Genomic DNA, 22,514 nt, shown 5'->3' with positions numbered 1-22,514 from the left:
GGTCAAGAAATGCGTTTTCTTATTCGGCTTAAAGTTTCTGGTACCACGCCAATATAAGAAGCAAGATACTTTAGCGGAATCTGCTGAATGTATTTTGGCTGTTCAAATAGCAACCTTTCATACCTTTCTTGCGGTGTTTTGGTCAGAAGATCCAATTCTCTTTTTACTTTTTTATCAAGCAAATATTCAGTTGCGATGCGTCCAAGTTTCTTTGCTGTTTCGCATTTTTCGTAAAGACGCTGTAAACTTTCGTATGATATAGAATATAATAGGCAATCAGTTAATGCCTGAACGTAAATTTCGGTTTTAGCTCTATTATAAAATGAGTCGTAGGCGCAGTAAAAGGAATCTTTAAACGCAAAATCAAAAGTAATTTCCTTGTCGTTTGCGACCACATAATATCTAACAACTCCTGAATCTACAAATGATAAATAATTTTCTGACTGTCCTTGGACTAAAATTAGCTCATTTGCCAAAAATTGTCTTGTTTTTATACAGCTTAAAAATTCAGCTAATGTATGTTCTGGAAAGCCTAACTTTTCAAAATATTCTATTAATGATGTCATAAAAGCTTCTGTTTACTTTTGATCAGACTTTCTCTTGTGTGTAAAAGACTTATACTTTAAATCTTGCTCTTTAAAAATTAGTGCTTTTATAGAAGTATTATCAGTAAAATAGGTTATTCCAACAAAATCTCCAACTTCGATTTTATCATAGTCTTTTCTATTAATTGAAATATTTCTGTGTTTTTGTTCAATCTCAGAATAAATTGTTATTTCATATGATTCTGTATCCGATTCATAACCTTCATTAGTTACAATTTCTTTTTCTAAAACTTTCAGATTTCCTTCTATCTTTTTTTGCAGTAATAAATTCTGTTTTTCTTCTCTAGTAGTTATCATTGCTTTGATAGCAGCATAAGTCCAAAAGCCAAAAATTACTACTATCATTAATAATGGAAATCCTTTGTCTTCAAGATCACTATTAGTAACAGTTAGATAAATTAAGTAAATTGGCAATGCAATGCCTAAGAGAGATAGAAAAAATGAAAGCACATACGTTTTTTTTAATTCTTTTTTAAGAAATTTTATGTCCTCGGTATTTAGTTCTTTTATTTCTAAAATTTCCTGCATCGTAATTTAACTTAATGTTTAATCGTCTCTATGTCCACTGAAAAAATTGATAGGCTTCATCATTTTCTTTATCCCAAAAAAGATATATTTCTGCTGATCCATTTGTAAAATCTCCTTCATAAACACTTCCTATAAAAATTAAATTTAGTTTTTCCGGAATTTCTTCAGGCGACTGCAACCATTCTGGCGTTCCTAGCAGATTATTAATGATTTCATCTTTAGATTTTCCCTCTTCATTAAATCCTGTCATAACTTCTTCTTTGGTCGTTGTTATACCGATAAAAGTTTCAGAATAAGTAAACTGTGGATTTATTTTGTCAAAAAGTTTATATTTTTCTTTGGTATATAAATATTGTGTTATCCTTTCATAATAATAACTTGATTCAAATTTATCGATGCCGTTTAAGGAATTAAAGACAAATTCTCGTCCTTGGCTGAAAATACTTTTTTCAGAGGAAAATTCATGATAGCTTTTAGGTTCTAAATAGTAATCTAAATTCTGCTGGAAATTTTGGTGAGTTAAATCATATGCTTGAGATAATAAATCAACAAAAGGAAAATTCAAGCCTTCTGGATAAGAATACTTATTGTTTTCTATTTTGAATTTGATACAACTTATACTTTTTCTAAACTCATTAAAAAAACTTTCCTCATAATCTCCTGTATCCCAAATCGAAACAAAATGAAAGCTCTTATTCTCAAATTCTGAATGCTTCTTAAATTGAAGTGTAGCAAGAGGCAAAAAAACAAATTTTTCATTTGAATTTATACTATTAAAAGTATTCTCAAATTCGGGAAAAGGTAATATTTCTATTAGCTCTTGAGTATTATTCATTCCGATTAAAGATTTAGTTTTAGTTGAAGCTAATATACAATCATATCATAAAAGAAAAGCAGAAGGTTGATTGAATGTTTTCAATATTCGAAAAAAAGCAATAAATTACATCCAATCAAAATTAAAATTATGCAACAGCAAAAAGACTGGTCTATAGACGAAATACAAAATATTTGGCAATTGGTTTCAAAACTTCATGACGGACAAAAATATGGAGGCAGTAATGAAGGTGAAAGGGTAGAATACATCAATCATATTGGAAGTGTGGTTTTTGAAGTTTTAAATGCTGTGCGGTTTACAGAAGATATGAATGCCGATTTAGCTGTAAAATGTGCAATGCTTCATGATACTATTGAAGACACTGCATTTACTTATGAAAAAGTTATTGATTTATTTGGAACTCAGGTCGCATCGGGAGTTTTGGCATTAACTAAAAATGAGGAAATTCAGGATTCGTTTGAAAAAATGCGCGATAGCTTAAACAGAATTAAAAAGCAGCCAATAGAAGTTTGGGCTGTAAAAATGGCGGATAGAATATGTAATTTATATCAACCTCCGTATTATTGGAATGATGAGAAAAAGTTAAAATATATTGAAGAAGCCGAAATTATTCACAATGAGCTTAAAGATGGAAACGCTTATTTAGCAGAAAGGTTAAAGAATAAGATTCTAGAGTATAATCGTTTTCTGAGCACCGCTGAGCAACTTTAATAACAAAACTCCTCAAATAAATTGAGGAGTTTTTATTTTAGTTTATTTTAAAACAGTATCATAGATTGTATTTAGTAAATTTTGTCTCATTTTTGAATTTCGCTGATCTAATAATATAATGATTCCCCAATTTTTGTCTCTATTATAACATATAATAGAAGACTGTCCCATAGAATCTCCAGATTTTGAATAAATGGTATTTTTATCATCTGTCATAATACCTAAACCTAATCCCATTTCTCTTTTTTGGTCTTTATAGTAGATTTTTTCTGTAATCAATGCAGCTTTACCAACAGCGCTTTTTTCGTTTAGAACAGCTTTTAAATAAAGAATCATATCTGAAGCGTTTGATTTTATTAATCCAGCTGGAGCTGTAATATTCCATTTGAAGAATTCCTGAATTCCGCCATCTGGATTATGGCTTGTAGTGATGTTTTTTACATTAAAATCTTTTGTAAATGTTCTTTTCATTTTTAATGGCTGAATCATCTTTTCTCTGATAATTTCATCATAACTTTTATTATAGATCTTTTCTAATATTTGACCAAGCAAAGTATATCCTATTGTTGAATAGCGATATTTGCCATAATCTGCTAATTCTGTGCAGTTATTAACTAATGAAGATAATGTTTCTTGTGTTACGCTGCTTACAGGCTGTTGCGGATTAAGTTCAATCAGTTTCCCAAAATCAATATCAGGCAAACCAGATTGGTGAGAGGCCAAATCTGAAATTCTTATTTTCTTTTGAAGATTTGGGTGCAGTACATATGCTGTAGGAAGGTAAGCGTCTATAAAATCATCGGTTTTAATTTTATTCTCATTCACTGCTTGTGCAATTAAATTAGAAGTCAAAATTTTAGTGATCGAAGCAATTTCGAATATCGAGTTTTTATCAATTTTGGCATCACTCTTAGAATCTAGATTACCATACGAAGTGTAATATTCTTTGTTGTCTTTGATAAAACCAACACTGATACCAACGTTGGGATTCTTTTGATAATTGTCTTTTATTATAGAATCAATTTTTCTGTTGATATCTTGTCCAAAAGAAAAGTTACTTACTAAAAGAACTGCTAAAAATTTTACTGAAGTTTTCATTGTATCGTTTTTTGATGTTAGAATTTTATTTCGATACAAAATTGAAAAAGAAACCAGACTCGGGCGACCGAATAAAAAAAGTCGAACGCATTTTCTTTAAAAAAAATGGTTCGACTTTTTTTAGAACGAGTATGACTAATTTTAATATATTGATAATAAGTGAATTATATATGTGTCTTTTCCTCTTTTTCTGTTTCTAAATTTTCCTTCGTCAATCTATCTAATTCTTTTAATAAAGTTGGCATTCTAAATTCTCCATGCATGCTTTCGACTTTTTTATAAGCTTCATCCAAATCAATTCCGATAGAAGTAATGTACAACGGCTTCTTGCTATCTCCTCTAAACAAAGCTTTTTTATTTTTTTCTATAGAAGCAAAATTCGTTTTAGCAACACCAATAATCGGAATTTGTTTATTTAGCTTTTCGTACAGATGACCTCCTAAACCATATTTCTGTTCGTCATTTAAGTATACAAAACCATCAACAACAATAACTTCAATCTTAGACAAATCTATTTGGTTTAACAAACTCAAAATACATGGTAATTCTCTTTTATAAAATTCGCCAGGAATATATTCTGATACATTGTCTATTGTTTCAGAATGAATTTTAAAATCTCTATCTTCATTCCAATTCGCAAAGTCAAGACAGATTGTTTTTGCTTTTTGGTCAAAGTAATAAGTATCAAAAGCTAGGATCATATATTGTTTAATAAAGTATTAAAGCCTAAAAATAGAAAAATCGTTTAGAAACTTCTCATTGCTGAAGACAATTAGTTTAGAAGTTTTTTTTATTTCTAATCTATCATCATTCAAAAAATCACAAAACTTTAAAATTCAAGCGTTTGAAAAAATAATAAATAGATGTAGTTTAGCTAAAGTTTTAAAGATATAAAAGTATTTCGAAATGAAATGGATAACCAGAGAAAGACCCAAAATAGATCGAATTGCCTGTCCGTGGTTAATTCGAAAGTTTGTTGATCCTCAATCTGAGTTTATTTATGTTCCTTTTGATAATGTTATCACGAAAGCAAAAGAGCTGAATGCCATTCCGTTTGATATCCCAAACGTTGAATTTACGCATTACAATGAAGAATGCACTTTTGATTATATCGTTAAGAAATATGATATAAAAGATCCCGCAGTTAAAATTATTGCAGGAATCGTTCGCGGGGCAGATACCGACAGGCACGAAATCGCAAAAGAATCGGCTGGTCTTTGGGCTATTTCCGCTGGAATGGGTTATAATGTCAAAGATGATCAGGAATTGCTAGAAAAAGGTATGATATTGTATGATGCCTTATACAGCTGGGCTACACATTTATATCAGCAAAACCATCTACAGAACAGTCCGTTCGAAAAATTGCTGCATGAAGTTTATAACAAGTTTCTAAAAGACAAAAAAACATCAGGGAAAACACCTTCATGGGTAAAGGATTTGAAAAACATAATTCAAGATCAGATTGATGCTCAATTTACTTTTGATTTAAAGAAAATTTCGAACGAATTAGATTTAAATCCGTCCTATTTATCACGAGAATTTTCAAAACATTTTGAAGATTTAAATTTTGGCGAATACGTTAGAAAACTCCGTATCGAAAAAGCAATTAATCTTATTGAAAATTCGACTCATACTTTAACTGAAATTGCTTACATAACAGGCTTTTCAGACCAAAGCCATTTTACTAGAATTTTTAAACTCCATACCGGAAAAAATCCTTCTGCTTATAGAAAAAAGTCAAAAAAGTAAACCAGATACAAAAGGTAAATTGAGTTCTATTTTTTGACAACAGATGCTTCTAGCTTTGTTTTTATAACCAAAATTAAAAACAATGTCTTTTAAGCTAACTTTTATTATTGTATTATTTGCTGGTTTTACAGCTTTCTCGCAAACTACTTATCCAAAAATTACGGGATATTTTGGCATCATGCATCCCATTGTCACCATAAATGAAGATGAGACTACTGTAAACTTTAGAGATTATTACGCGGTTGGTTTTCCAACGGGAATAAATATCTGGAAAAATGAGAAAATCGGATTTTCTTTTGAAATGGTTCCTAATATAAAAGACGATCAGGGAACAAGCAAAGTGACCAATTTATTATTTCATCCTGGCGTTTTGGTTGCTTTAGGAAAAGGCTACACATTTGCAGGAAGAGCAGCTTTTGAAACCAGCGGAAGATACGGATTTACTCCCGTTTTTAATAAAACCATTATACAAAGTAGCAGTTGCAGTTATTATATTGCCGTGCCGTTGCCAGTTCGTTTTGGAAATGATCATCCCGCTAGTTTTACAGTAGCTTTTCAGTTTGGAATTGCTTTTTAAGGCGCTCAAAAAATAAGAATTCTGAAAATCTTTGCCATTATTTTACAACTCTTTAAATAATAAAATCAGTAACTTAGTCTCGATCAATTAAAACTAAAGTTTATGAAAACGAAAATGATATGGGCTAACTTGGTTACTCATGATTTACAGCAGACAATTCAATTTTATACCAATTTAGGCTTCAAACAAAACGGACAAAACACAGACGAAATCGTGAGTTTTTCTATTGCGGAGAATAATTTTATCATCAACTTTTTTACAACCGATAGATTCAAAACTGCTTTAAAGGGTGATTTAGTAAATGCCAAAAACGAAAATGAAATTATCTTTTCGCTTTCTGCCGAAAGTAGGGAAGAAGTTGACCTTTGGTACAAAAAAGTGAAAGAAATTGGCGGAACTATTTTTTCTGAGCCTGAGAATTTTGAGCAAGGTTATACTTTTGGTTTTGCAGATCCAGATGGACATAAATTCAATTTCTTGTATTGGCCAGGAATGTGATTAATTTCCTTGATTAAAATCGGCTACCAATTTTTTATTTGCCTCTATCATTTTCTGAGAATCAATCATATTGGAATTGAAGATCAAATCGTAATTTTCATCCTTGGGTTTAAATTGATTTACGCCATACGCCACACTATTTGCGGGAATATTTTTTGTTATAATAGCCCCAGCACCAATAACCGAGTTTTCTCCAATCAAGATTGGGCCTAAAATTTTGGCGCCGTCAGCAATAATTACATTTTTAGCAATGATAGGATTTCCCACGTTTTCCCATTCTTTACTTGTTTTATTGTATTTTAAATTGGCTCCAATTGATACATTTTGAAATATGACAACATTTTCACAGATTTTAGAAGCTACAATCGTACATCCGCGGGCATGGTGTGCAAACAAGACGCTTTTATCCATCTCTGCACAGTTTATTTCGCAGCAATATAATTTCTCTAATAAATTGCCCGCGATCAGTTTTAAAAACTTATTTTTCGAATGACAATTGATCTTAATTAATGTATTAAACATACTGTTTTTTCAAAAATTCATAACTCATAATTCATAACTCAAAACTAAATCAAGGTTCCCAAAGCTCAATTTTATTGCCTTCTGTGTCCATAATATGTACAAACTTGCCATACTCGTAAGTTTCGATATCGTCGAGAACAGTAACTCCGTTTGCTTTTAATTTTTCTAAAAGTCCCTCAATATTCTGAACACGGTAATTCACCATAAAATCCTTTTTTGATGGAGAAAAATATTCATCGCCTTTCTTAAATGGACACCACTGCGTAGATTCAATCTGTTCTGGGTTTTCGAGGTTTCTAGATTCAAAACTTGCAGATCCCCAATCATTGATTTCTAATCCTAAATTTTTGGCATACCATTCTTTGGTTTCTTTCGGATTATCCATAAAAAAGAAAATTCCGCCAAGTCCTGTCACTTTTGGTGTCTCGTCATTTGAATTATTTTCCATAGAAATAGTTTTTTAGATTGTTAAAAGATATTCTTTTGCAGAATCTAAGGTATAAATAATTCTTGTATTTGAGTTTTTTTTAAGTTTTGAATTATATTTACATAAAAACCAAATTATTGCTAAAAAAGAGTTCTAATGAAAAACGAAAGAGTATATAAATTACTATTCTCCAGTGTTTATCCTTTATATATTCAAAAGGTGGAAAAGAAGGGGAGAACCAAAGAAGAATTAGATATCGTAATGAAATGGCTTACAGGATATAACGATAAGCAGCTTCAAGAACAAATTGAGAAGAAAGTTGACTTTGAAACTTTCTTTGCAGAAGCTCCCGAATTAAACCCAAATGTTTCTAAAATTACTGGAATTATCTGTGGTTATCGCGTAGAGGAAATAGAAGATCCTTTGATGCAGAAAGTACGTTATCTTGATAAACTAGTAGACGAAATAGCCAAAGGCAAAAAAATGGAGAAGATTTTAAGAGAATAAAAAAACCTCCAATAATGGAGGTTTTTAATCTTCTTTAAACTCTTAACAAACCGCGAAATCCTCTCGCAGCATAATACGATTCTGCACCATTATGATACACAAAAACTGTATTGTATCTAAAATCTGAGAAAATAGCACCTCCTAATTTTCTTATTTCTGGCGGAGTTAAAATCCAACTTGAAGTTTTAGCATCAAATTTTCCCAATTTTTGCAATTCTTGGTATTGCTCTTCATTTAAGATTTCAATTCCCATTTCTTGAGCCATATTAATAGCGCTATCAGCAGGTTTGTGCTCTTTTCTTTTTTCTAATGCTTCGTGATCGTAGCAGATGCTTCTACGTCCTTTCGGACTTTCAGCAGAACAATCTACAAAAAGATATTCATCAGTTTTAGCGTCATATCCAATTACGTCTGGCTCGCCTTCAGTCCTTTCCATTTCATCAAGAGACCATAATTTTGATGGATTGGCTTTTAGTTTAGCTTCTATTTTTGACCAATCCAAACCTTTATGGCGGTTGGCATTCTTCTCAAAACGTTTTTCTAGAATGCTTAATAATTCTTCTTGTTCGTTTATTGTCAGTTGCTTTTTCATCTTCTTATGTTTTTTAATTTGAACAGCATCTTCTAGTTTCTGGTCTGAAATACCAAGAAACAATAGTTAAAACAATTAATAATATTGGTCCAAAAAGTGCCGATGCATCATCTTTGACAGCTAAATGTGAAATCACAGCGCCAGACATTGCAAAAAAGAAACCTGCATATGCCCATTCTTTTAATAAACCGAATTTCGGAATTAAAATTGCTATAACTCCCAATAATTTCCAAACACCCAAAAGGGTTAAAAAGTAAAGCGGATATCCTAAATGTTGAATCATTTCTGCTTCTTCTTTTACAGGAATCAGCTGTACAATTCCTGTTGCTGTCATTCCTAAAGCCAGCCATAAAGTGGCAATCCAATAAATAATTTTATTCTTTTTGCTCATGATTTTTATTTTATTTTAGTTACAATTTCTTCCAATCGGTTGTGTGCCATATTTAAGCCTTGCGCAAACGGCAATTTTAACTGCGTCATTCTATGTTCAATAGATTTGTAGATAATCTGCATAGTCAATTTGCTAGTATCATCTGTTAGCTTTTCAAATTCTAAAAATTCTAATTGTGGCGCAAAATTGATATTATCCATTTCAAAGGTTCTAACTATTTTTTCATTTAGAACAAAATCATGAAAAACACCATTAGCCTTAAAAACTACATTTCCATTAGGATCACTGGTTTCAAACTCCCAACCACCGTATTTCTTGCTTTCCAATTTCAAAACTTTTGTGCCCATCCATTGAGCAACAATTTCAGATTCGGTGTGAGCTTTAAATAATAATTTAACTGGCAGATTAAACTCTCTCGTAATCACAAGATCCAGTCTGTCATCTTCGGCGTGAATTTTTGTTTTCTTTTCCATGGTTTATTTTTTATAGTTTTTCATAATTGCTTCTAACTTATTAAAACGATCGTCCCACATTTTTCTAAATGGTTCGATGAATTTGTCAATTTCTTTCATTTTTTCAGGGTTTAAATGATAATAAATTTCTCTTCCGTTTTGTGTTTGATGTAACAGTTCACATTCGTTTAAAATCTGAATATGTTTTGAAATCGTCTGTCTAGACGAGTTAAAATTCTCCGCAATCGCCCCAGGTGTCATAGCCTGAATGGCAACTAAACTTAAAATAGCTCTTCGAGTAGGATCGGCTATTGCTTGAAAAACATCTCTTCTAATTTCCATTACGCAGTTATTTGACTGCAAATATAATGAAGTCATTTGACTGCGCAATATTTTTTTCTACTTTTTTTCAAAAATAAAACCTTCAAACTTTTCAATTTGAAGGTTTTAACTGTATTTCTAGTAACAAAAAGAGACTAATCAATCCAGTCCGGCGAACTGAAAAGGCTTTGTTTCTTTGAAATTGATCAAAGATTCACCTGAATAATTTTCATTATTGGCCAAGCTCAATTTTTTGATTTTTCCTTTTTCGCTAAAATCAATTTTACTGAATTCTACCCAAATTACATTCGGATTCAAAACATTATCAAAATAATAAACCAAATTCTTTTGATCGGCAACAGTTCTCCAGCGGGTAGAGGAGATGTTGGGTTCTGTTTCTGATGAAATGCCTAAAGGAACAGAACAGTTTCTAATAACACCAAAAACACTTGCCAAAGCCGTTCTAGTGTTATCTGTTTTCGGAATAGCATCAATATAATAAGAAGCTCTTACAAAGCGATCTGCGGCACGATTGGTTCCAGGAAGCATAATTGTACCAGGAATACCTTTCCAGTACGCATTGATAGCCAATTGCTGGTCAAAAATAGGAGAATTGGTCATGGCTACATATTTTCTGTCATGGTGAATAACCAATTTTCCATTTATATATTCAAAAATAGCATTATCACCAGTAGAATCCGATATCGATAAATGTACAGTTGCAAAAATATTAGTTCCCGGAATGTGTGATGAAGTAATAACAAATTCGTTCTTTTCTAATACAGAAACCGTTTCTGCAACTGTTGAATAATTATCCAAAACATATTGAAGCCATAAAGAAACTGCCAGACCTTTTACTTTTCCATTTTTCTCAAATGCTGGATATTGCGATTCTACAAGCCATAAAAGATTGCCTACAAGACCTTTTTCATTCATTCCGTCAGAAGAAGCAATGTCCCAAGAGCTCGTAATAACGCTTCCATATTTTGATTTCCATTTTATTGAACTTGTACCAACTTCTCCAGATCTTTCTATTCCACGCGGAAAAATCCACAGATTAGCCGGAATTTCTCCTCGCCAATCCATTGAACGGGCGGTAATAATTGTTCCGTTTAGACCTTCGTAAACTATTCTTGTACATGGCAATACAGTTTCAGTAATCAATAATGTAAAAGCAAGTAGGGCAGGAAGAATTCTGTTTTTGGATTTCATAATTTAAGACATTTAATTAAACGTTAAGTTCTGATTTTCAAAAGTATACTTGTAGAATAAATAGCTTAAAGATAAGCTTCTCTGCAATTTACAGATTATTTCGTAAAAAATTTGCCATAAAACAATAGTTTTTTCACCCTTAAAAAGTAATCATTACGTGATGTTTTACGAGTTTTATTTGCAACTAAAAAAAGCGCCAGAATAATTCTGACGCCTTTTTTTGCTTTTAAAGTGAGATTGTTTTTTCAATATTAATTTGTTCCAAAAACGTTTGATCGTGCGAAATTACAAGCAACGTTCCCTGATATTCATTAATTGCCGCAGTAAGAATTTCAATATTCTGAATATCTAAATTATTTGTCGGCTCATCTAGAATTATAATTTCAGGCGATTCATTGCTAATAGTTAAACAGCATAACATTAAGCGCATTCTTTCGCCACCGCTCAACGCATTGCAAGGTTTATCCCAATCATTTCTAGAAAACAAGAAGCGATTCAATCTCATTTTTATTTCATGTTCTTCTAAACCGCAGTCGTTAAAAACCTGAGCCTGATCGTAAATTTTAAGATTTTGATTCAATAATGAATAATCCTGATCGATATAAATTGTTTTTTTTGCCAATGAACTAACATTCCCCTTTGTTGGTTTTAGTTCTCTGAGAATAATTTTAATCAAAGTCGTTTTTCCAGAACCATTGGCACCTTTTATAACAAAACGATCGCCAGAAAGAATTTCAAAATTGAGATTCTCATGCCAAAGATCTTTTTTTCCATAAGTATAATTAAGATCCGCAGCCTTAAAAAGTGTTTTTCCTTTAATAAATGAAGCAGTATTAAAACCAAATTTCATTTGATCTATAGCGGGAAGCGATGAACGCAGCTGTCTCAAATCCTCAGAAATACCACTGATTTTTTCGGCGTGAACATCTTTAAGTTTCGAACTGCTATTTTCGGCTTTATTTCGAAGCGTATTCATCATAATCCTAGCAACACCCGATTTTTCTTGCTTCTTCTTTCCTTTAGAATCTAATTTGTTCTGCCGTTCAATTGTTTCTCGTTCTTTTTCTTTTGCTTTTTTCAGTGCCTTTTCTTTACTCTGAACATCTTGTTCTAAGGCATTGTTTTCAACTTTTTTCTGTTCGCTATAAAAATCATAATTCCCTCCATAGACAGAAATCTCATTTTTGGTCATTTCCAAAGTCTTATTCAAAAGATTGAGCAATGTTCTATCGTGGCTAACGATAAGCAATTTGCTAGAGGTAGATTTTATAAAATCATATAATAACGTTCTGCTGACAAAATCAAGATGATTACTAGGCTCATCCAAGAAAACCAAGTCGGGTTCATGAATTATAATTCCGGCCAAAAAGACTTTCGTTTTCTGTCCGCCACTTAAAGTTTCCATTTTCTGATTTAAATCTAAATCATAGAGTTGCCAATAGGAGAGAGCTTCGTTACAGCGCTCTTCAATCGTCCAATCGTCATTGAGAAGCTGAAGATTTTCTTCGGTAACAATACCTTCAAGTATTTCTTTAAGTGAAGTTATTTTTTCCTTTATCTGTAAAGCTTCAGCAATAGTCAAATCATTAAACTGACCAAATAACTGCGGAACAAAGTAGGGTTTTGATTGCTGTACAATTTGTCCTGAAAAAGGCCTTAATTCGCCAGCAATAATTTTTAATAATGTAGATTTTCCAACACCATTATTTCCGACTAAAGCGGTTTTATCATGATTGTTGAGTGCAAAACTAATGTTTTGAAACAGCATGTCTTTATTCTCATGCTGATAGGAGATATTTTGAAGAATAAGCATAATTCCTTTCTTTTATAGATAAATAATTTAGCAGCCACTAAAAAGTGGTTGCGTACTAAATTTTCCTGAAAGAAATTATTTTTCACATAAAGCGTTGCTTATTTTAAGAAGTGCAAAGATATTTATTTTAGTCTTAAAAATCAAAAAACCATTCTTTACAATTGTAGTGAATGGTTTTTTGTATCTAATTAAGAGATAATTCTCTGTTTAAATTTTATCAAATGTTAGTTTGGCTTCTTTGGTATCTAGAATTAATTTATCGTCTGTTATAGTGCTTTCGCAAACATAAGGCGTACCAACTTCATCTTTAATAACAAGTTTTTTTCCTTTTTGTGTTAGCGCATAAGTTCCGTCCGTGATTTCACGAAGCAAATATCCTGTTACATGCCCATCTTCAGTAAAAGTAAGCATACCGTTGGCTAATATTGCGTTTTTTGTAGAATCAGAAACAGCTTCTTTTGGTTCTACGGCAGTAACTTTCCATGAATTCACAAGCTTGTCTCTTTTCATATGGCATGAAACAATTAATACAACGACAGCAATGGCAATTACGAGGGTAAATAATTTAGAGTTTTTCATGATTTTGTGATTAAAAGTTAAACAGGAAAAAGTTACAAAAAAAAACGACATTAAAATATTCGAAATCAAATATTTATGAAGATTTTTTTTACTTATAAAAATGAATTGCTTTTAATGCAGAAAGCCTTTATTTTCGGAGCCTTTACTGATAACCAATCGTTTACAAATTAACTCTAACTGAAGTCAAAATTAGTCTAAGTGGCTTTTTGAGGCGTATTAATTTAAGGTTAAAGCTCCCAAAATTTCCTCATACATGAAAGGCCCTCCAGGGTAAGTTGCTGTATAGTCTAAGTTCATCCAGACTTGACCTCGTTCGTCTATATGATAGTGCAGTTTTTTGCCATAACTTTCTTTTGCAAAAAGAACATTTTTAATTAGGTAATTGACTTTTTCCAAATCAATCATAGAACCAATTAAAATTTCAGGATAAATATGTCCTTTTGTATGAATAAGGCGTGGAGTTCCGCCAATGGAGCGCACAGCAGCAGCCATTAAAATAGAGTGATCATCGCAATCGCCAGAAAAATATTCTAAAGATTCGCTGGCGGTTGCAATATAATCACCGTCTTTTGGATCGTTTACATAATTCCATCTGCCATTTATTTCTTTAAAAACAGCAAAACATTGAATTATGGTTCGATAATCTGAATACCCTCTTATGCCTTTAAAATGCTTTGTGGTTGCCATAACAGCAAAATTTCGCACTTTAGGATTTTGGTATTCTATAGCATTGATAATCTTTGTTTTATTTGGAAACGGAAGCAGTTTTGCCACAATAATATCTTGCGGATATGGATTGTCGGACATGGTATAAATCATAGAATTATAATCTTCTGAGATTTCGTTAAAACCATAATTTCCTATTACAGATCCATAAAACAGAATTAACAAATAAACTGCAACACACAAAATAATAATTGTTCTGAGATACATCAGAAGAAAAAATATGGCTGCAAAAACAAAAATAAAGATGAATATGCGATCTAAATTGAATGCCCATTCCAGATCGATTAAATTTTGATGCAGTATGATGAAAATCGGAATTGTAATTAAAAGACTTAGAATCGAGATAATAATCCTGTCCCACGGTGATTTCACCTGTAGTTTAGATTTTAATCGCGGTAAGTCAATTTTAGGGAATTTCATCATACGAATCAAAAAGCAAGTATTACAATGCTTTTACTGTTTCTACAAAAATACTTTTTTTATCAATAATTCCCAGATCAAATAACTGATTTTGAATTTTATTAAAAGATTTTTCTGTCAAGTTTTTTTGTGACCACTGGGTCAATTTCAGCCATTCTTTAATATCTTCAGATTTTTGATTGAACAGTTTAGATAATTTCTTATCTATCTCTGGAATCTCTTTAAAATCAACAGTTGTTTTGTTGATTATTTTAAGAATCGTTTCAACTGTTTTACCATTCTTTTTTAAGAACTCATCGCGAACCACAATGATAAATGAAGGCCAAGGAGTAGGGCAGTCGTCAATACGTCTGAAAACACCTTTATCAACAAGAGGCTTAGTCATAAAACGTTCCCACATAAAATAATCTGCTTTTTTGTTAGTCAAAGCATCAACGGCACCATCAATTGTATTTACAATTTCAAATTCGAGATCATCCATTTCCCAGCCTTGCTCATTTGCATTTACATAAGCCATTAATTGTGATCCTGAACCCAATCTCGAAATCGCAGCTTTTTTATTTTTAAGATCTTTTAGCGTTTGAAAATCAGATTTTGCATCAACGTGAATTCCCCAAATTAATGGTGACTGCACATATATCTGAACAATTTTACTCGGATTTCCCGCTGCTATATCTTTTAAAATTCCTTCGGTTAGAATAACAGCCAAATCTGTTTCTCCATCACGAAGCATTTGACACATTTTCCCAGTACCTTCGGGAACATTTGTCCATTGTAAGTCGATGTTCTCTTCTTCAAATTCGCCGTTTTCAATACATAGATGCCACGGCAAATTGAAGTGTTCTGGAACACCCGCAATTTTGACAGTTTTCATTTATTTTAAGTTTAAGTTAAGTTGCTTGGTATGCGTATGCGTAATCGTATTGTTAAGTTTAGTTTTTTAATAAATCTGCCCTGTGTTTCTCTGAAAGGCAAGGTTCTGCAAATTCTATAATTTCTTTAGATTCATATTCGTTCAAAAGGCTTCTTACCAAAGAGTAATCTACATCTTTAGTAATTTCTGCTGCGAAAAAGGTTTCATTCAATCCTTCAGACAAACAATTAATTGCTTTCAATTTTTCTCTGATGATTTCCTTGTCGAATCCTTTTTCTAAAACTGCCACCTGAATAATCGAATTTCCAGAATTCTGAATCGTTTTTCTATGCATAAAACGTTCTTCTGTTTCATCATATTCGGCGTAAAAAATGTCGTCTGTAGCAATTAAAGGGCCGAAAAACGGAATATTATCCAGTTTGAAAAGACCTTTTTCTAGATCAATAATTTCTGCCCACATTGTTTCAGACACGACTTCGTCTAGATAATCACTATAGTATTTAAATAATATTTTTTTATGAGTTTCTTGTTCCATTATTCAATTTCACTAATTACAGCTTTTAAAGGAGATATTACGATTCTATAACCATCTGGATCCTGAATCATCTTTCCGTTTTCATTCCAAAAAGGGTTCAGCGATGGAATAACTGCAATATTGTGCTGCGTTAATTTATGTACTAATTTATCGTAATCTGCAATAGTTTTTGGATATAACACCATAACATCGTCTTCATCAAAAGTATGTTTGGCTTTAATATCAGATTGAGTAAATTCAAAATGCCAGTCTAAACCAGGTTTTCCGATAAAAACACCATTATAATTATTGTGATGTTCAAATCCGCCCAATCGTTCAAATCCGAGCACATCAACATAAAAATTTTCAATTTTTTCTAGATCATTTGTATGTCTGGCTACTCTCAAAAACATAATTTATGCTCTTATTTGATTAATATGATGTTCTAAATGTTCAACATAATCGGTCATTAAAAACCTCAAATCAATTACAGATTCATCGCTCAAAATGATTTTATAATCTAAAGCCTTCTCATCTACAGCCTTCATGATTCTCACAATCTGCTTGTTTATCGAAAACCACAACTGAGTTAGCTCCTTAATATCTGTTTTCTGATACTGATTTAAATTTACTAAATCCATCTGATTATACGGTCTATGACGATATGGTTTTTCCGAATAATTAATTTCTGTAATGCGTACCAAATTATGAATTGCAGAATCCACTAAATGACCTAAAATCTCTTTTTTAGACCACTTGCCAGGATTTTTTGCTTCTAAAATTTCATTCTGTATTGTCGGAATATAATTGACATTCTCGCTCAATAACTGTTCAAATTTAAGAATAGAATTTTGCATAAATTAATCAATTAATTACCTGCCAATTTATTCAGTGTATATGCAATCAATTCATCGACAGCTTTGTACGGATCTGCGCTAAAAGTTCCAGAAGCACGATTGGCAATAATTGCATTTAACGATAAAGCATTATGCCCCAAAAGAGCCGAAAGCCCGTAAATTGCTGCTGTTTCCATTTCTAAATTAGTAATTTTAGTTCCATTAAAACTAAAATTATCCATTTTATTATTTAATTCTTCGTCTTGAATATTTAGACGCAAAACTCTTCCTTGTGGACCATAAAATCCTCCAGCAGTTGCCGTGATTCCTTTGAAAATTCGATCTGATTCTATTAGTTTTTCTAATTTTTCAGAACATTGCGTCACATAAGGTTTTCCTTTTTTTGAATCCCAATTTGTATGCGCTACAAATGCATCTTCCATTTCTGTAATAGAAACATCGTCAATCAAATAGGAGCGAAGCATATTGTCTAATCCTAAACCAAATTTAGACATTACGAAACTGTCAACCGGAATATCTTCCTGCAAAGAACCCGAAGTTCCAATTCTGATAATGTTTAAAGAGGTTAATTTTTCTTTTGGCTGACGCGTTTTTAAATCAATATTTACCAAAGCATCTAATTCGTTTAGTACAATATCAATATTATCAGGTCCGATTCCTGTAGAAACTACCGAAATTCTTTTGCCTTTATAAATTCCTGTCTGAGTTTTAAATTCTCTTTTTTGAGCAGAATGTTCGATTGAATCGAAAAATTGAGTGATTTTTTCTACTCTGTTTTGGTCACCGACAAAAATAATGTCGTGTGCTATATGTTCCGGACGAAGGTTTAAGTGATAAACGCTTCCGTCAGGGTTTAGTATTAATTCTGATGATTGAATCATGTTTTTTTAAGTTGCTAAGGTTCTGAGGTACTAAGGTTCTGAGTTTTTTTTGTTTCAAGTTTCAGGTTAGTCAAATAACTTGAAACTTTTAACGTTAAACTTGAAACTTTTTATCCACCTACACGTTTGGTTTTAAATCCTTTTTCTTTTAAGATTGCCATAATTTTGTCGCGGTAATCGCCTTGAATTATGATCGAATCGTCTTTAAAAGTTCCGCCAACGCTTAATTTGGTTTTAATTTCTTTGGCTAAAACTTTAAAATCTTCGTCTGAGCCTTCATAACCTTCAATTATAGTAGTTGGTTTTCCTTTTCTTTTTTCAAATTTACAAATCATTGGTTCCTTCTGTACGTAAAGCACATGATCCTGTTCCTCAACTTGTTCGGGTTCGTTTGATTCTACATGATCTGGAAACAGATTTTTTAATTGATCTTTAAAGTCCATATTTTTTTATTCTAAAATAAATTCCAAGCATAAAGATATCTAAAAATTAAATTCCAAACCCCAAGAAAAACTTGGAATTTGGAATTTTTATCCTGATCCCGAAATTTCGGAATCTGGAGAAATTTATTTAAGTTTATTTTTTAATTAAACCTAACTCTACTAAACGCTCGTGTAAAAACTCTCCAGCCGAAATATCTTCGTATTTCTTTGGATTTTTTTCATCAATACAGTTTTCAAGACAATCCAAACGCATATCGCTTACTGGGTGCATGAAAAACGGAATAGAATAACGTGAAGTTCCCCATAATTCTCTTGGCGGATTTACCACTTGGTGAATTGTAGATTTTAATTTATTGTTGGTATGTCTAGATAACATATCTCCCACATTGATTACCAATTCGTCATCTTCTGCAATGGCATCGATCCATTCACCATCATGATTTTGAACTTGTAATCCTCTTCCTTGAGCTCCCATCAACAAAGTAATTAAATTGATGTCTCCATGAGCAGCTGCACGAATCGCGTTTTCTGGTTCAGAAGTAATAGGAGGGTAGTGAATTGGTCTCAAAATTGAGTTTCCTTCTTTTGCATAATTATCAAAATAAAACTCATCAAGTCCTAAATGTAAAGCCAAAGCTCTTAAAACATAAACACCTGTTTTTTCCAATTTCTGATAAGCTTCTTTACCAACTACATTAAAATGAGGTAATTCGGTAACTTCAACATTGTCTGGGTATTCAGAAGCCCATCTTGAAGATGCGTCAACGTACTGCCCAAAATGCCAAAACTCTTTTAAATCTCCTTCTTTGCGGCCTTTAGCATGTTCTTTTCCAAAAGAAACATACCCTCTTTGTCCACCAATTCCAGGAATTTCATATTTATGCTTAGTTTCTATTGGCAAGGCGAAAAAGTTTCTAATTTCGCCATAAAGTTCGTCTACCAACTGATCATCAAGAAAATGACCTTTTAAGGCTACGAAGCCAATGTTTTCAAATGCACTGCCGATTTCATTTACAAATTTTTGTTTACGTTTCGGGTCGTCCGAAAGGAAATCACGTAAGTCTACACTAGGAATGTTTTGCATACTTTACATTTTTTGTTTTAAAGAAAAAAGGTGTCATAACCACCTTTCGCTAACAAAGGTATATAATATTTAGAAAATTATCTTAAGCTCAGCCATTAAAAGCAGATTTCTGATTAAAAATTTATTTCAAAATCTAATAAAACAATAGCAATTTGTTATATTTGAAACACTAAAAAACAAAAAACTACATGATCTTTTACCGCCAAAACCTGACTGACGCGCAATTATTAGATTTATACAAAAAAATATTAAAACCACGATTGATCGAAGAAAAGATGCTCATCTTGATTCGGCAAGGAAAAGTCTCTAAATGGTTTTCTGGAATAGGGCAAGAAGCTATTGCAGTTGGAGTTACGGCTGTTTTGGATCAATCTGAATATGTGCTTCCAATGCACCGAAATCTGGGTGTTTTTACCACACGAGAAATTCCGCTTCACCGTTTATTCTCGCAATGGCAAGGAAAAGCAAATGGTTTTACAAAAGGACGCGATAGAAGTTTCCATTTTGGAACCCAAGAATACAATATTATTGGAATGATTTCGCATTTGGGTCCACAGCTAGGAATTGCTGACGGAATTGCCCTTGCGAATAAACTTCAAGACAATAAAAAAATTACCGCTGTTTTTACTGGAGAAGGCGCAACAAGTGAAGGCGATTTTCACGAAGCGTTGAATATTGCTGCTGTTTGGAAACTACCTGTAATGTTTGTTATAGAAAACAATGGTTATGGACTTTCAACGCCAACTAACGAACAATACGCTTGCGAAAACTTGGCAGACAAAGGAATTGGTTACGGAATTGAAAGCTGGATTATTGACGGAAATAATATTATAGAAATTTACAATAAACTATCGCAACTAAAGAAAGAAATGCAGGAAGATCCGCGTCCTGTTTTATTGGAATTTAAAACTTTCAGAATGCGCGGGCACGAAGAGGCGAGCGGTACAAAATATGTTCCTCAAGATTTAATGGATCAATGGGAATTGAGAGATCCTGTTACGAATTTCAGGAAATATTTGACTGAAAACGGAATTCTAACCGCTGAATTAGACGAACAATTTCATACCGAAATAAAGCATGAAATTGATGAAAATTGGGCAATTGCGAATGCCGAACCAGAGATAGAACCAACTTATAGCGGAGAATTAAGTGATGTTTATAAAGAATATCAATATGAGGAATATAGCCATAATTCAGATTCAGAAAATATTCGTTTTATAGACGCTATTAGAAATAGTTTAGAGCAGTCCATGTGGCGCCATAAAAACCTTGTAATTATGGGGCAAGATATCGCTGAATATGGTGGAGCATTTAAAATCACAGAAGGTTTTGTCGATGCTTTTGGAAAAGACCGAATACGCAATACACCAATATGCGAAAGCGCTGTAATTTCTGCAGCAATGGGACTTTCTATAAACGGCTATAAAGCGATTGTAGAAATGCAATTTGCTGATTTCGTTTCAACTGGATTTAATCCGATTGTGAACCTTTTGGCTAAATCTCATTATCGCTGGGGCGAAAAAGCCGATGTTGTCGTTCGTATGCCTTGTGGCGGAGGAACTCAGGCTGGACCTTTTCACTCGCAAACCAATGAGGCTTGGTTTACAAAAACTCCAGGTTTAAAAGTAGTTTATCCAGCATTTCCATACGATGCAAAAGGACTTTTAAATACTGCAATTAACGACCCAAATCCTGTTTTATTCTTCGAACATAAATTATTATACCGCAGTATTTATCAAGATGTTCCTAAAGACTATTATACCATTCCTTTAGGTAAAGCCGCTTTGGTTAAAGAAGGAAAATCAGTAACCATTATCGCATTTGGTGCTACTGTTCATTGGGCTTTAGAAACTTTAGCGCAACATCCAGAAATTGATGCCGATTTAATTGACTTAAGAACTCTACAGCCTTTAGACACCGAAACTATTTTTGCTTCGGTTAAGAAAACAGGAAAAGCCATAATCTACCAAGAAGACACCATGTTTGGCGGAATCGCAAGTGATATTTCGGCTTTAATTATGGAAAATTGCTTCGAATATCTAGATGCTCCTGTAAAACGTGTAGCGAGTTTAGATTCACCAATTCCTTTTACTAAAGCACTAGAAGATCAGTTTTTACCAAGAAATAGATTTGAGGAAGTTTTACTTGAGATCCTAAGATACTAAGTTGCTAAGATGCTAAGGTTCTGAGTCTGAAAAAACTCAGAACCTTAGAACCTCTAAACAAGAACCACTAAACGTTTTCCGTCAGGAACTTCCGCATTCCACATTCTGTCAATATCTGATAAATGAACGGTTTCAATATTTACTTTTAGTATATTTTTAGATGCTAAAAGAAACATTTCGGGAAGGATTTCAGAAAATAACAATTTCACTTCTTCTTTTGTCCAGCTTCCCAAACCTGAACCAGACAATTGAAGATCAACGCTTCTCAAAATCTGAGCTGATAATTGAATGGTATCTCCAGACATAGAACCAACAGAAATATATCTCGTTTTATGCGTAAAATTTCCATTTCCTTTTAAAACAGAAAAAATAAGTTCTGCCGAATGTCCCCATAAATAATCAATTACAATATCTATCGGAGTATTTTTATGGATTTCTTTTAACTGAGAAAGAATAGATTCATCATCTTTTTTTAAAGAAACAATTTCATCGGCGCCTAATTCTAAAAGGCTTTCAAGCGCTTTTTCATTTCTTCCTGTAACAATAATCTTTTTAGCTCCATAATGTTTTGCAATTTGAACCGCCATTTGTCCCGTAAAACCAGTTGCTCCATTTATCAAAACCGTTTCACCTGATTTGATGCTAGCTCTAAAACGAAGTGCCATTGCCGAACCTGCAACTGCGTTTGGCATCGCTGCGGCTGTTGCATCATCAATTCCATTTGGTAAAACAACCATTCGATTTTTCTCTACTAAAGCTTTTTCTGCGATTGTTCCTGAGATTCCGCGGGCGTAAACTCTCGTTCCGTTTTCTAGAACTCCAATTCCGTCGCTTCCAACTACAAATCCGTTTTGATTTTCTTTTTCCGAAGAATAATGATCTCCGCTTGCAATTCCTTTATCCAGATTTGTAATGGCTACGGCTTTTACCGAAACCAAAACTTCATTTTCATTTGATGCAATTGGCTCTTCAAATTCTGCATATTTAGGCAATTCGCCTTTTTTATAAACTACTGCTGCTTTCATAATTATTAAATTTTATGAAGCGAAATTACAGAGCCGTTTATGGGCAGACGATAACATTTGTTATCAAATTTCTTCTTAAACCATATAAGTTATATAAGCTAGTTTAAG

At 32.6% G+C, this 22,514-nt stretch carries 29 protein-coding genes; 6 read left to right on the top strand and 23 right to left on the bottom strand.

Annotated elements, in window-relative coordinates; genetic code table 11:
- Positions 1–2 precede the first annotated feature (2 nt).
- The 3 genes from OZP10_RS21090 to OZP10_RS21080 are packed head-to-tail and all read right to left on the bottom strand — an operon-like array spanning position 3 to position 1,968.
- Positions 3–566, bottom strand: a complete 564-nt coding sequence (locus OZP10_RS21090; protein WP_281632635.1) for a Crp/Fnr family transcriptional regulator — start codon at positions 564–566, stop codon at positions 3–5.
- A gap of 12 nt (positions 567–578) precedes the next feature.
- Positions 579–1,133, bottom strand: coding sequence for a hypothetical protein (locus OZP10_RS21085; RefSeq protein ID WP_281632634.1), 555 nt, complete (start codon positions 1,131–1,133; stop codon positions 579–581).
- A gap of 28 nt (positions 1,134–1,161) precedes the next feature.
- The gene (locus OZP10_RS21080) at positions 1,162–1,968 is read right to left on the bottom strand and encodes a hypothetical protein (protein ID WP_281632633.1); all 807 of its coding nucleotides are present in this window, start codon (positions 1,966–1,968) and stop codon (positions 1,162–1,164) included.
- Positions 1,969–2,097: 129 nt separating this feature from the next.
- On the opposite strand from OZP10_RS21080, the gene OZP10_RS21075 reads away from it, so the two are divergent.
- On the top strand, positions 2,098–2,679 hold the full coding sequence (locus OZP10_RS21075; RefSeq protein ID WP_281632632.1) for an HD domain-containing protein: 582 nt from the start codon (positions 2,098–2,100) through the stop codon (positions 2,677–2,679).
- Positions 2,680–2,721: 42 nt separating this feature from the next.
- Here the strand turns inward: OZP10_RS21075 and OZP10_RS21070 are convergent, their stop codons facing one another.
- Together OZP10_RS21070 and OZP10_RS21065 are read right to left on the bottom strand one after the other, a co-directional pair.
- A complete protein-coding gene (locus tag OZP10_RS21070) occupies positions 2,722–3,777 on the bottom strand; it encodes a serine hydrolase domain-containing protein (protein WP_281632631.1) in 1,056 nt (351 codons plus the stop codon).
- A 164-nt stretch (positions 3,778–3,941) separates the two neighbouring features.
- Positions 3,942–4,478: an endonuclease V gene (locus OZP10_RS21065; RefSeq protein ID WP_281632630.1), complete on the bottom strand. Its 537-nt coding sequence runs from the start codon at positions 4,476–4,478 to the stop codon at positions 3,942–3,944.
- A 205-nt stretch (positions 4,479–4,683) separates the two neighbouring features.
- Here OZP10_RS21065 and OZP10_RS21060 point away from each other — a divergent pair, with 205 nt between their 5' ends.
- The 3 genes from OZP10_RS21060 to OZP10_RS21050 all read left to right on the top strand — a co-directional run bounded on the left by OZP10_RS21060 (position 4,684) and on the right by OZP10_RS21050 (position 6,601).
- The gene (locus OZP10_RS21060) at positions 4,684–5,526 is read left to right on the top strand and encodes a chromate resistance protein ChrB domain-containing protein (protein WP_281632629.1); all 843 of its coding nucleotides are present in this window, start codon (positions 4,684–4,686) and stop codon (positions 5,524–5,526) included.
- A gap of 82 nt (positions 5,527–5,608) precedes the next feature.
- The gene (locus tag OZP10_RS21055; RefSeq protein ID WP_281632628.1) at positions 5,609–6,103 is read left to right on the top strand and encodes a hypothetical protein; all 495 of its coding nucleotides are present in this window, start codon (positions 5,609–5,611) and stop codon (positions 6,101–6,103) included.
- A gap of 102 nt (positions 6,104–6,205) precedes the next feature.
- Positions 6,206–6,601, top strand: coding sequence for a VOC family protein (locus OZP10_RS21050; RefSeq protein ID WP_281632627.1), 396 nt, complete (start codon positions 6,206–6,208; stop codon positions 6,599–6,601).
- Here OZP10_RS21050 and OZP10_RS21045 read toward each other — a convergent pair whose 3' ends face one another.
- Positions 6,602–7,012 carry a serine O-acetyltransferase gene (locus OZP10_RS21045; RefSeq protein WP_281632626.1) on the bottom strand — a complete coding sequence of 137 codons (411 nt, stop codon included), beginning with the start codon at positions 7,010–7,012 and terminating at the stop codon, positions 6,602–6,604.
- A gap of 160 nt (positions 7,013–7,172) precedes the next feature.
- Positions 7,173–7,571: a VOC family protein gene (locus OZP10_RS21040; protein WP_281632625.1), complete on the bottom strand. Its 399-nt coding sequence runs from the start codon at positions 7,569–7,571 to the stop codon at positions 7,173–7,175.
- Between the two features lie 135 nt (positions 7,572–7,706).
- Here OZP10_RS21040 and OZP10_RS21035 point away from each other — a divergent pair, with 135 nt between their 5' ends.
- Complete coding sequence (locus OZP10_RS21035) at positions 7,707–8,057, top strand: DUF2200 domain-containing protein (protein WP_281632624.1); 351 nt, start codon at positions 7,707–7,709, stop codon at positions 8,055–8,057.
- Positions 8,058–8,091: 34 nt separating this feature from the next.
- On the opposite strand, the gene OZP10_RS21030 is transcribed toward OZP10_RS21035, so the two are convergent.
- The 15 genes from OZP10_RS21030 to OZP10_RS20960 all read right to left on the bottom strand — a co-directional run bounded on the left by OZP10_RS21030 (position 8,092) and on the right by OZP10_RS20960 (position 19,216).
- Positions 8,092–8,649 carry a DUF4256 domain-containing protein gene (locus tag OZP10_RS21030; protein ID WP_281632623.1) on the bottom strand — a complete coding sequence of 186 codons (558 nt, stop codon included), beginning with the start codon at positions 8,647–8,649 and terminating at the stop codon, positions 8,092–8,094.
- A gap of 13 nt (positions 8,650–8,662) precedes the next feature.
- Positions 8,663–9,040, bottom strand: coding sequence for a DoxX family protein (locus OZP10_RS21025; protein ID WP_281632622.1), 378 nt, complete (start codon positions 9,038–9,040; stop codon positions 8,663–8,665).
- Between the two features lie 5 nt (positions 9,041–9,045).
- On the bottom strand, positions 9,046–9,513 hold the full coding sequence (locus OZP10_RS21020) for an SRPBCC domain-containing protein (protein ID WP_281632621.1): 468 nt from the start codon (positions 9,511–9,513) through the stop codon (positions 9,046–9,048).
- A gap of 3 nt (positions 9,514–9,516) precedes the next feature.
- Positions 9,517–9,834: an ArsR/SmtB family transcription factor gene (locus tag OZP10_RS21015; RefSeq protein ID WP_111369098.1), complete on the bottom strand. Its 318-nt coding sequence runs from the start codon at positions 9,832–9,834 to the stop codon at positions 9,517–9,519.
- 138 nt (positions 9,835–9,972) lie between these two features.
- A complete protein-coding gene (locus OZP10_RS21010) occupies positions 9,973–11,025 on the bottom strand; it encodes a linear amide C-N hydrolase (protein WP_281632620.1) in 1,053 nt (350 codons plus the stop codon).
- 226 nt (positions 11,026–11,251) lie between these two features.
- Complete coding sequence (gene abc-f / locus OZP10_RS21005) at positions 11,252–12,838, bottom strand: ribosomal protection-like ABC-F family protein (RefSeq protein WP_281632619.1); 1,587 nt, start codon at positions 12,836–12,838, stop codon at positions 11,252–11,254.
- Between the two features lie 207 nt (positions 12,839–13,045).
- Positions 13,046–13,417 carry a hypothetical protein gene (locus OZP10_RS21000; RefSeq protein WP_281632618.1) on the bottom strand — a complete coding sequence of 124 codons (372 nt, stop codon included), beginning with the start codon at positions 13,415–13,417 and terminating at the stop codon, positions 13,046–13,048.
- A gap of 216 nt (positions 13,418–13,633) precedes the next feature.
- Positions 13,634–14,566, bottom strand: coding sequence for a transglutaminase-like domain-containing protein (locus OZP10_RS20995; protein WP_281632617.1), 933 nt, complete (start codon positions 14,564–14,566; stop codon positions 13,634–13,636).
- Positions 14,567–14,585: 19 nt separating this feature from the next.
- Positions 14,586–15,437, bottom strand: coding sequence for a substrate-binding domain-containing protein (locus tag OZP10_RS20990; RefSeq protein WP_281632616.1), 852 nt, complete (start codon positions 15,435–15,437; stop codon positions 14,586–14,588).
- Positions 15,438–15,495: 58 nt separating this feature from the next.
- A complete protein-coding gene (locus OZP10_RS20985) occupies positions 15,496–15,972 on the bottom strand; it encodes a DUF4265 domain-containing protein (protein WP_281632615.1) in 477 nt (158 codons plus the stop codon).
- Positions 15,972–16,364: a VOC family protein gene (locus OZP10_RS20980; RefSeq protein ID WP_281632614.1), complete on the bottom strand. Its 393-nt coding sequence runs from the start codon at positions 16,362–16,364 to the stop codon at positions 15,972–15,974. Before OZP10_RS20980 ends, OZP10_RS20985 begins: the two co-directional genes overlap by 1 nt.
- 3 nt (positions 16,365–16,367) lie before the next feature.
- Entirely contained in the window at positions 16,368–16,808 is a 441-nt protein-coding gene (locus OZP10_RS20975) for a DinB family protein (RefSeq protein ID WP_281632613.1), read from the bottom strand.
- 11 nt (positions 16,809–16,819) lie between these two features.
- Positions 16,820–17,689, bottom strand: coding sequence for a nucleoside phosphorylase (locus OZP10_RS20970; RefSeq protein WP_281632612.1), 870 nt, complete (start codon positions 17,687–17,689; stop codon positions 16,820–16,822).
- Between the two features lie 110 nt (positions 17,690–17,799).
- Entirely contained in the window at positions 17,800–18,132 is a 333-nt protein-coding gene (locus OZP10_RS20965) for a translation initiation factor (protein WP_281632611.1), read from the bottom strand.
- Positions 18,133–18,265: 133 nt separating this feature from the next.
- On the bottom strand, positions 18,266–19,216 hold the full coding sequence (locus OZP10_RS20960; RefSeq protein ID WP_281632610.1) for an isopenicillin N synthase family dioxygenase: 951 nt from the start codon (positions 19,214–19,216) through the stop codon (positions 18,266–18,268).
- 188 nt (positions 19,217–19,404) lie between these two features.
- Between OZP10_RS20960 and OZP10_RS20955 the strand changes: the two genes are divergently transcribed.
- Entirely contained in the window at positions 19,405–21,381 is a 1,977-nt protein-coding gene (locus OZP10_RS20955; protein ID WP_281632609.1) for an alpha-ketoacid dehydrogenase subunit alpha/beta, read from the top strand.
- A 53-nt stretch (positions 21,382–21,434) separates the two neighbouring features.
- On the opposite strand, the gene OZP10_RS20950 is transcribed toward OZP10_RS20955, so the two are convergent.
- Positions 21,435–22,406, bottom strand: a complete 972-nt coding sequence (locus OZP10_RS20950) for a quinone oxidoreductase family protein (RefSeq protein ID WP_281632608.1) — start codon at positions 22,404–22,406, stop codon at positions 21,435–21,437.
- Between the last annotated feature and the right edge of the window lie 108 nt (positions 22,407–22,514).

Origin of the sequence: Flavobacterium luteolum, from assembly GCF_027111275.1 — a bacterium.
GTDB classification, from domain to species: Bacteria; Bacteroidota; Bacteroidia; order Flavobacteriales; family Flavobacteriaceae; genus Flavobacterium; species Flavobacterium luteolum.
This window is presented reverse-complemented; position numbering and strand designations above follow the sequence as displayed.

Excerpts from the sequence above, each read along its gene's own strand:
- OZP10_RS21060 (WP_281632629.1), top strand. The coding sequence starts at position 4,684 with ATGAAATGGATAACCAGAGAAAGACCCAAAATAGATCGAATTGCCTGT.
- OZP10_RS20975 (WP_281632613.1), bottom strand. The coding sequence starts at position 16,808 with ATGCAAAATTCTATTCTTAAATTTGAACAGTTATTGAGCGAGAATGTC.
- OZP10_RS20965 (WP_281632611.1), bottom strand. The coding sequence starts at position 18,132 with ATGGACTTTAAAGATCAATTAAAAAATCTGTTTCCAGATCATGTAGAA.
- OZP10_RS21010 (WP_281632620.1), bottom strand. The coding sequence starts at position 11,025 with ATGAAATCCAAAAACAGAATTCTTCCTGCCCTACTTGCTTTTACATTA.
- OZP10_RS20970 (WP_281632612.1), bottom strand. The coding sequence starts at position 17,689 with ATGATTCAATCATCAGAATTAATACTAAACCCTGACGGAAGCGTTTAT.
- abc-f (WP_281632619.1), bottom strand. The coding sequence starts at position 12,838 with ATGCTTATTCTTCAAAATATCTCCTATCAGCATGAGAATAAAGACATG.
- OZP10_RS20990 (WP_281632616.1), bottom strand. The coding sequence starts at position 15,437 with ATGAAAACTGTCAAAATTGCGGGTGTTCCAGAACACTTCAATTTGCCG.
- OZP10_RS21080 (WP_281632633.1), bottom strand. The coding sequence starts at position 1,968 with ATGAATAATACTCAAGAGCTAATAGAAATATTACCTTTTCCCGAATTT.
- OZP10_RS21000 (WP_281632618.1), bottom strand. The coding sequence starts at position 13,417 with ATGAAAAACTCTAAATTATTTACCCTCGTAATTGCCATTGCTGTCGTT.
- OZP10_RS21020 (WP_281632621.1), bottom strand. The coding sequence starts at position 9,513 with ATGGAAAAGAAAACAAAAATTCACGCCGAAGATGACAGACTGGATCTT.
- OZP10_RS21035 (WP_281632624.1), top strand. The coding sequence starts at position 7,707 with ATGAAAAACGAAAGAGTATATAAATTACTATTCTCCAGTGTTTATCCT.
- OZP10_RS21070 (WP_281632631.1), bottom strand. The coding sequence starts at position 3,777 with ATGAAAACTTCAGTAAAATTTTTAGCAGTTCTTTTAGTAAGTAACTTT.
- OZP10_RS21030 (WP_281632623.1), bottom strand. The coding sequence starts at position 8,649 with ATGAAAAAGCAACTGACAATAAACGAACAAGAAGAATTATTAAGCATT.
- OZP10_RS20960 (WP_281632610.1), bottom strand. The coding sequence starts at position 19,216 with ATGCAAAACATTCCTAGTGTAGACTTACGTGATTTCCTTTCGGACGAC.
- OZP10_RS20950 (WP_281632608.1), bottom strand. The coding sequence starts at position 22,406 with ATGAAAGCAGCAGTAGTTTATAAAAAAGGCGAATTGCCTAAATATGCA.
- OZP10_RS21040 (WP_281632625.1), bottom strand. The coding sequence starts at position 7,571 with ATGGAAAATAATTCAAATGACGAGACACCAAAAGTGACAGGACTTGGC.
- OZP10_RS20955 (WP_281632609.1), top strand. The coding sequence starts at position 19,405 with ATGATCTTTTACCGCCAAAACCTGACTGACGCGCAATTATTAGATTTA.
- OZP10_RS21050 (WP_281632627.1), top strand. The coding sequence starts at position 6,206 with ATGAAAACGAAAATGATATGGGCTAACTTGGTTACTCATGATTTACAG.
- OZP10_RS21025 (WP_281632622.1), bottom strand. The coding sequence starts at position 9,040 with ATGAGCAAAAAGAATAAAATTATTTATTGGATTGCCACTTTATGGCTG.
- OZP10_RS21045 (WP_281632626.1), bottom strand. The coding sequence starts at position 7,012 with ATGGATAAAAGCGTCTTGTTTGCACACCATGCCCGCGGATGTACGATT.
- OZP10_RS21015 (WP_111369098.1), bottom strand. The coding sequence starts at position 9,834 with ATGGAAATTAGAAGAGATGTTTTTCAAGCAATAGCCGATCCTACTCGA.
- OZP10_RS21055 (WP_281632628.1), top strand. The coding sequence starts at position 5,609 with ATGTCTTTTAAGCTAACTTTTATTATTGTATTATTTGCTGGTTTTACA.
- OZP10_RS20985 (WP_281632615.1), bottom strand. The coding sequence starts at position 15,972 with ATGGAACAAGAAACTCATAAAAAAATATTATTTAAATACTATAGTGAT.
- OZP10_RS21065 (WP_281632630.1), bottom strand. The coding sequence starts at position 4,478 with ATGATCCTAGCTTTTGATACTTATTACTTTGACCAAAAAGCAAAAACA.
- OZP10_RS21085 (WP_281632634.1), bottom strand. The coding sequence starts at position 1,133 with ATGCAGGAAATTTTAGAAATAAAAGAACTAAATACCGAGGACATAAAA.
- OZP10_RS20995 (WP_281632617.1), bottom strand. The coding sequence starts at position 14,566 with ATGATGAAATTCCCTAAAATTGACTTACCGCGATTAAAATCTAAACTA.
- OZP10_RS20980 (WP_281632614.1), bottom strand. The coding sequence starts at position 16,364 with ATGTTTTTGAGAGTAGCCAGACATACAAATGATCTAGAAAAAATTGAA.
- OZP10_RS21090 (WP_281632635.1), bottom strand. The coding sequence starts at position 566 with ATGACATCATTAATAGAATATTTTGAAAAGTTAGGCTTTCCAGAACAT.
- OZP10_RS21075 (WP_281632632.1), top strand. The coding sequence starts at position 2,098 with ATGCAACAGCAAAAAGACTGGTCTATAGACGAAATACAAAATATTTGG.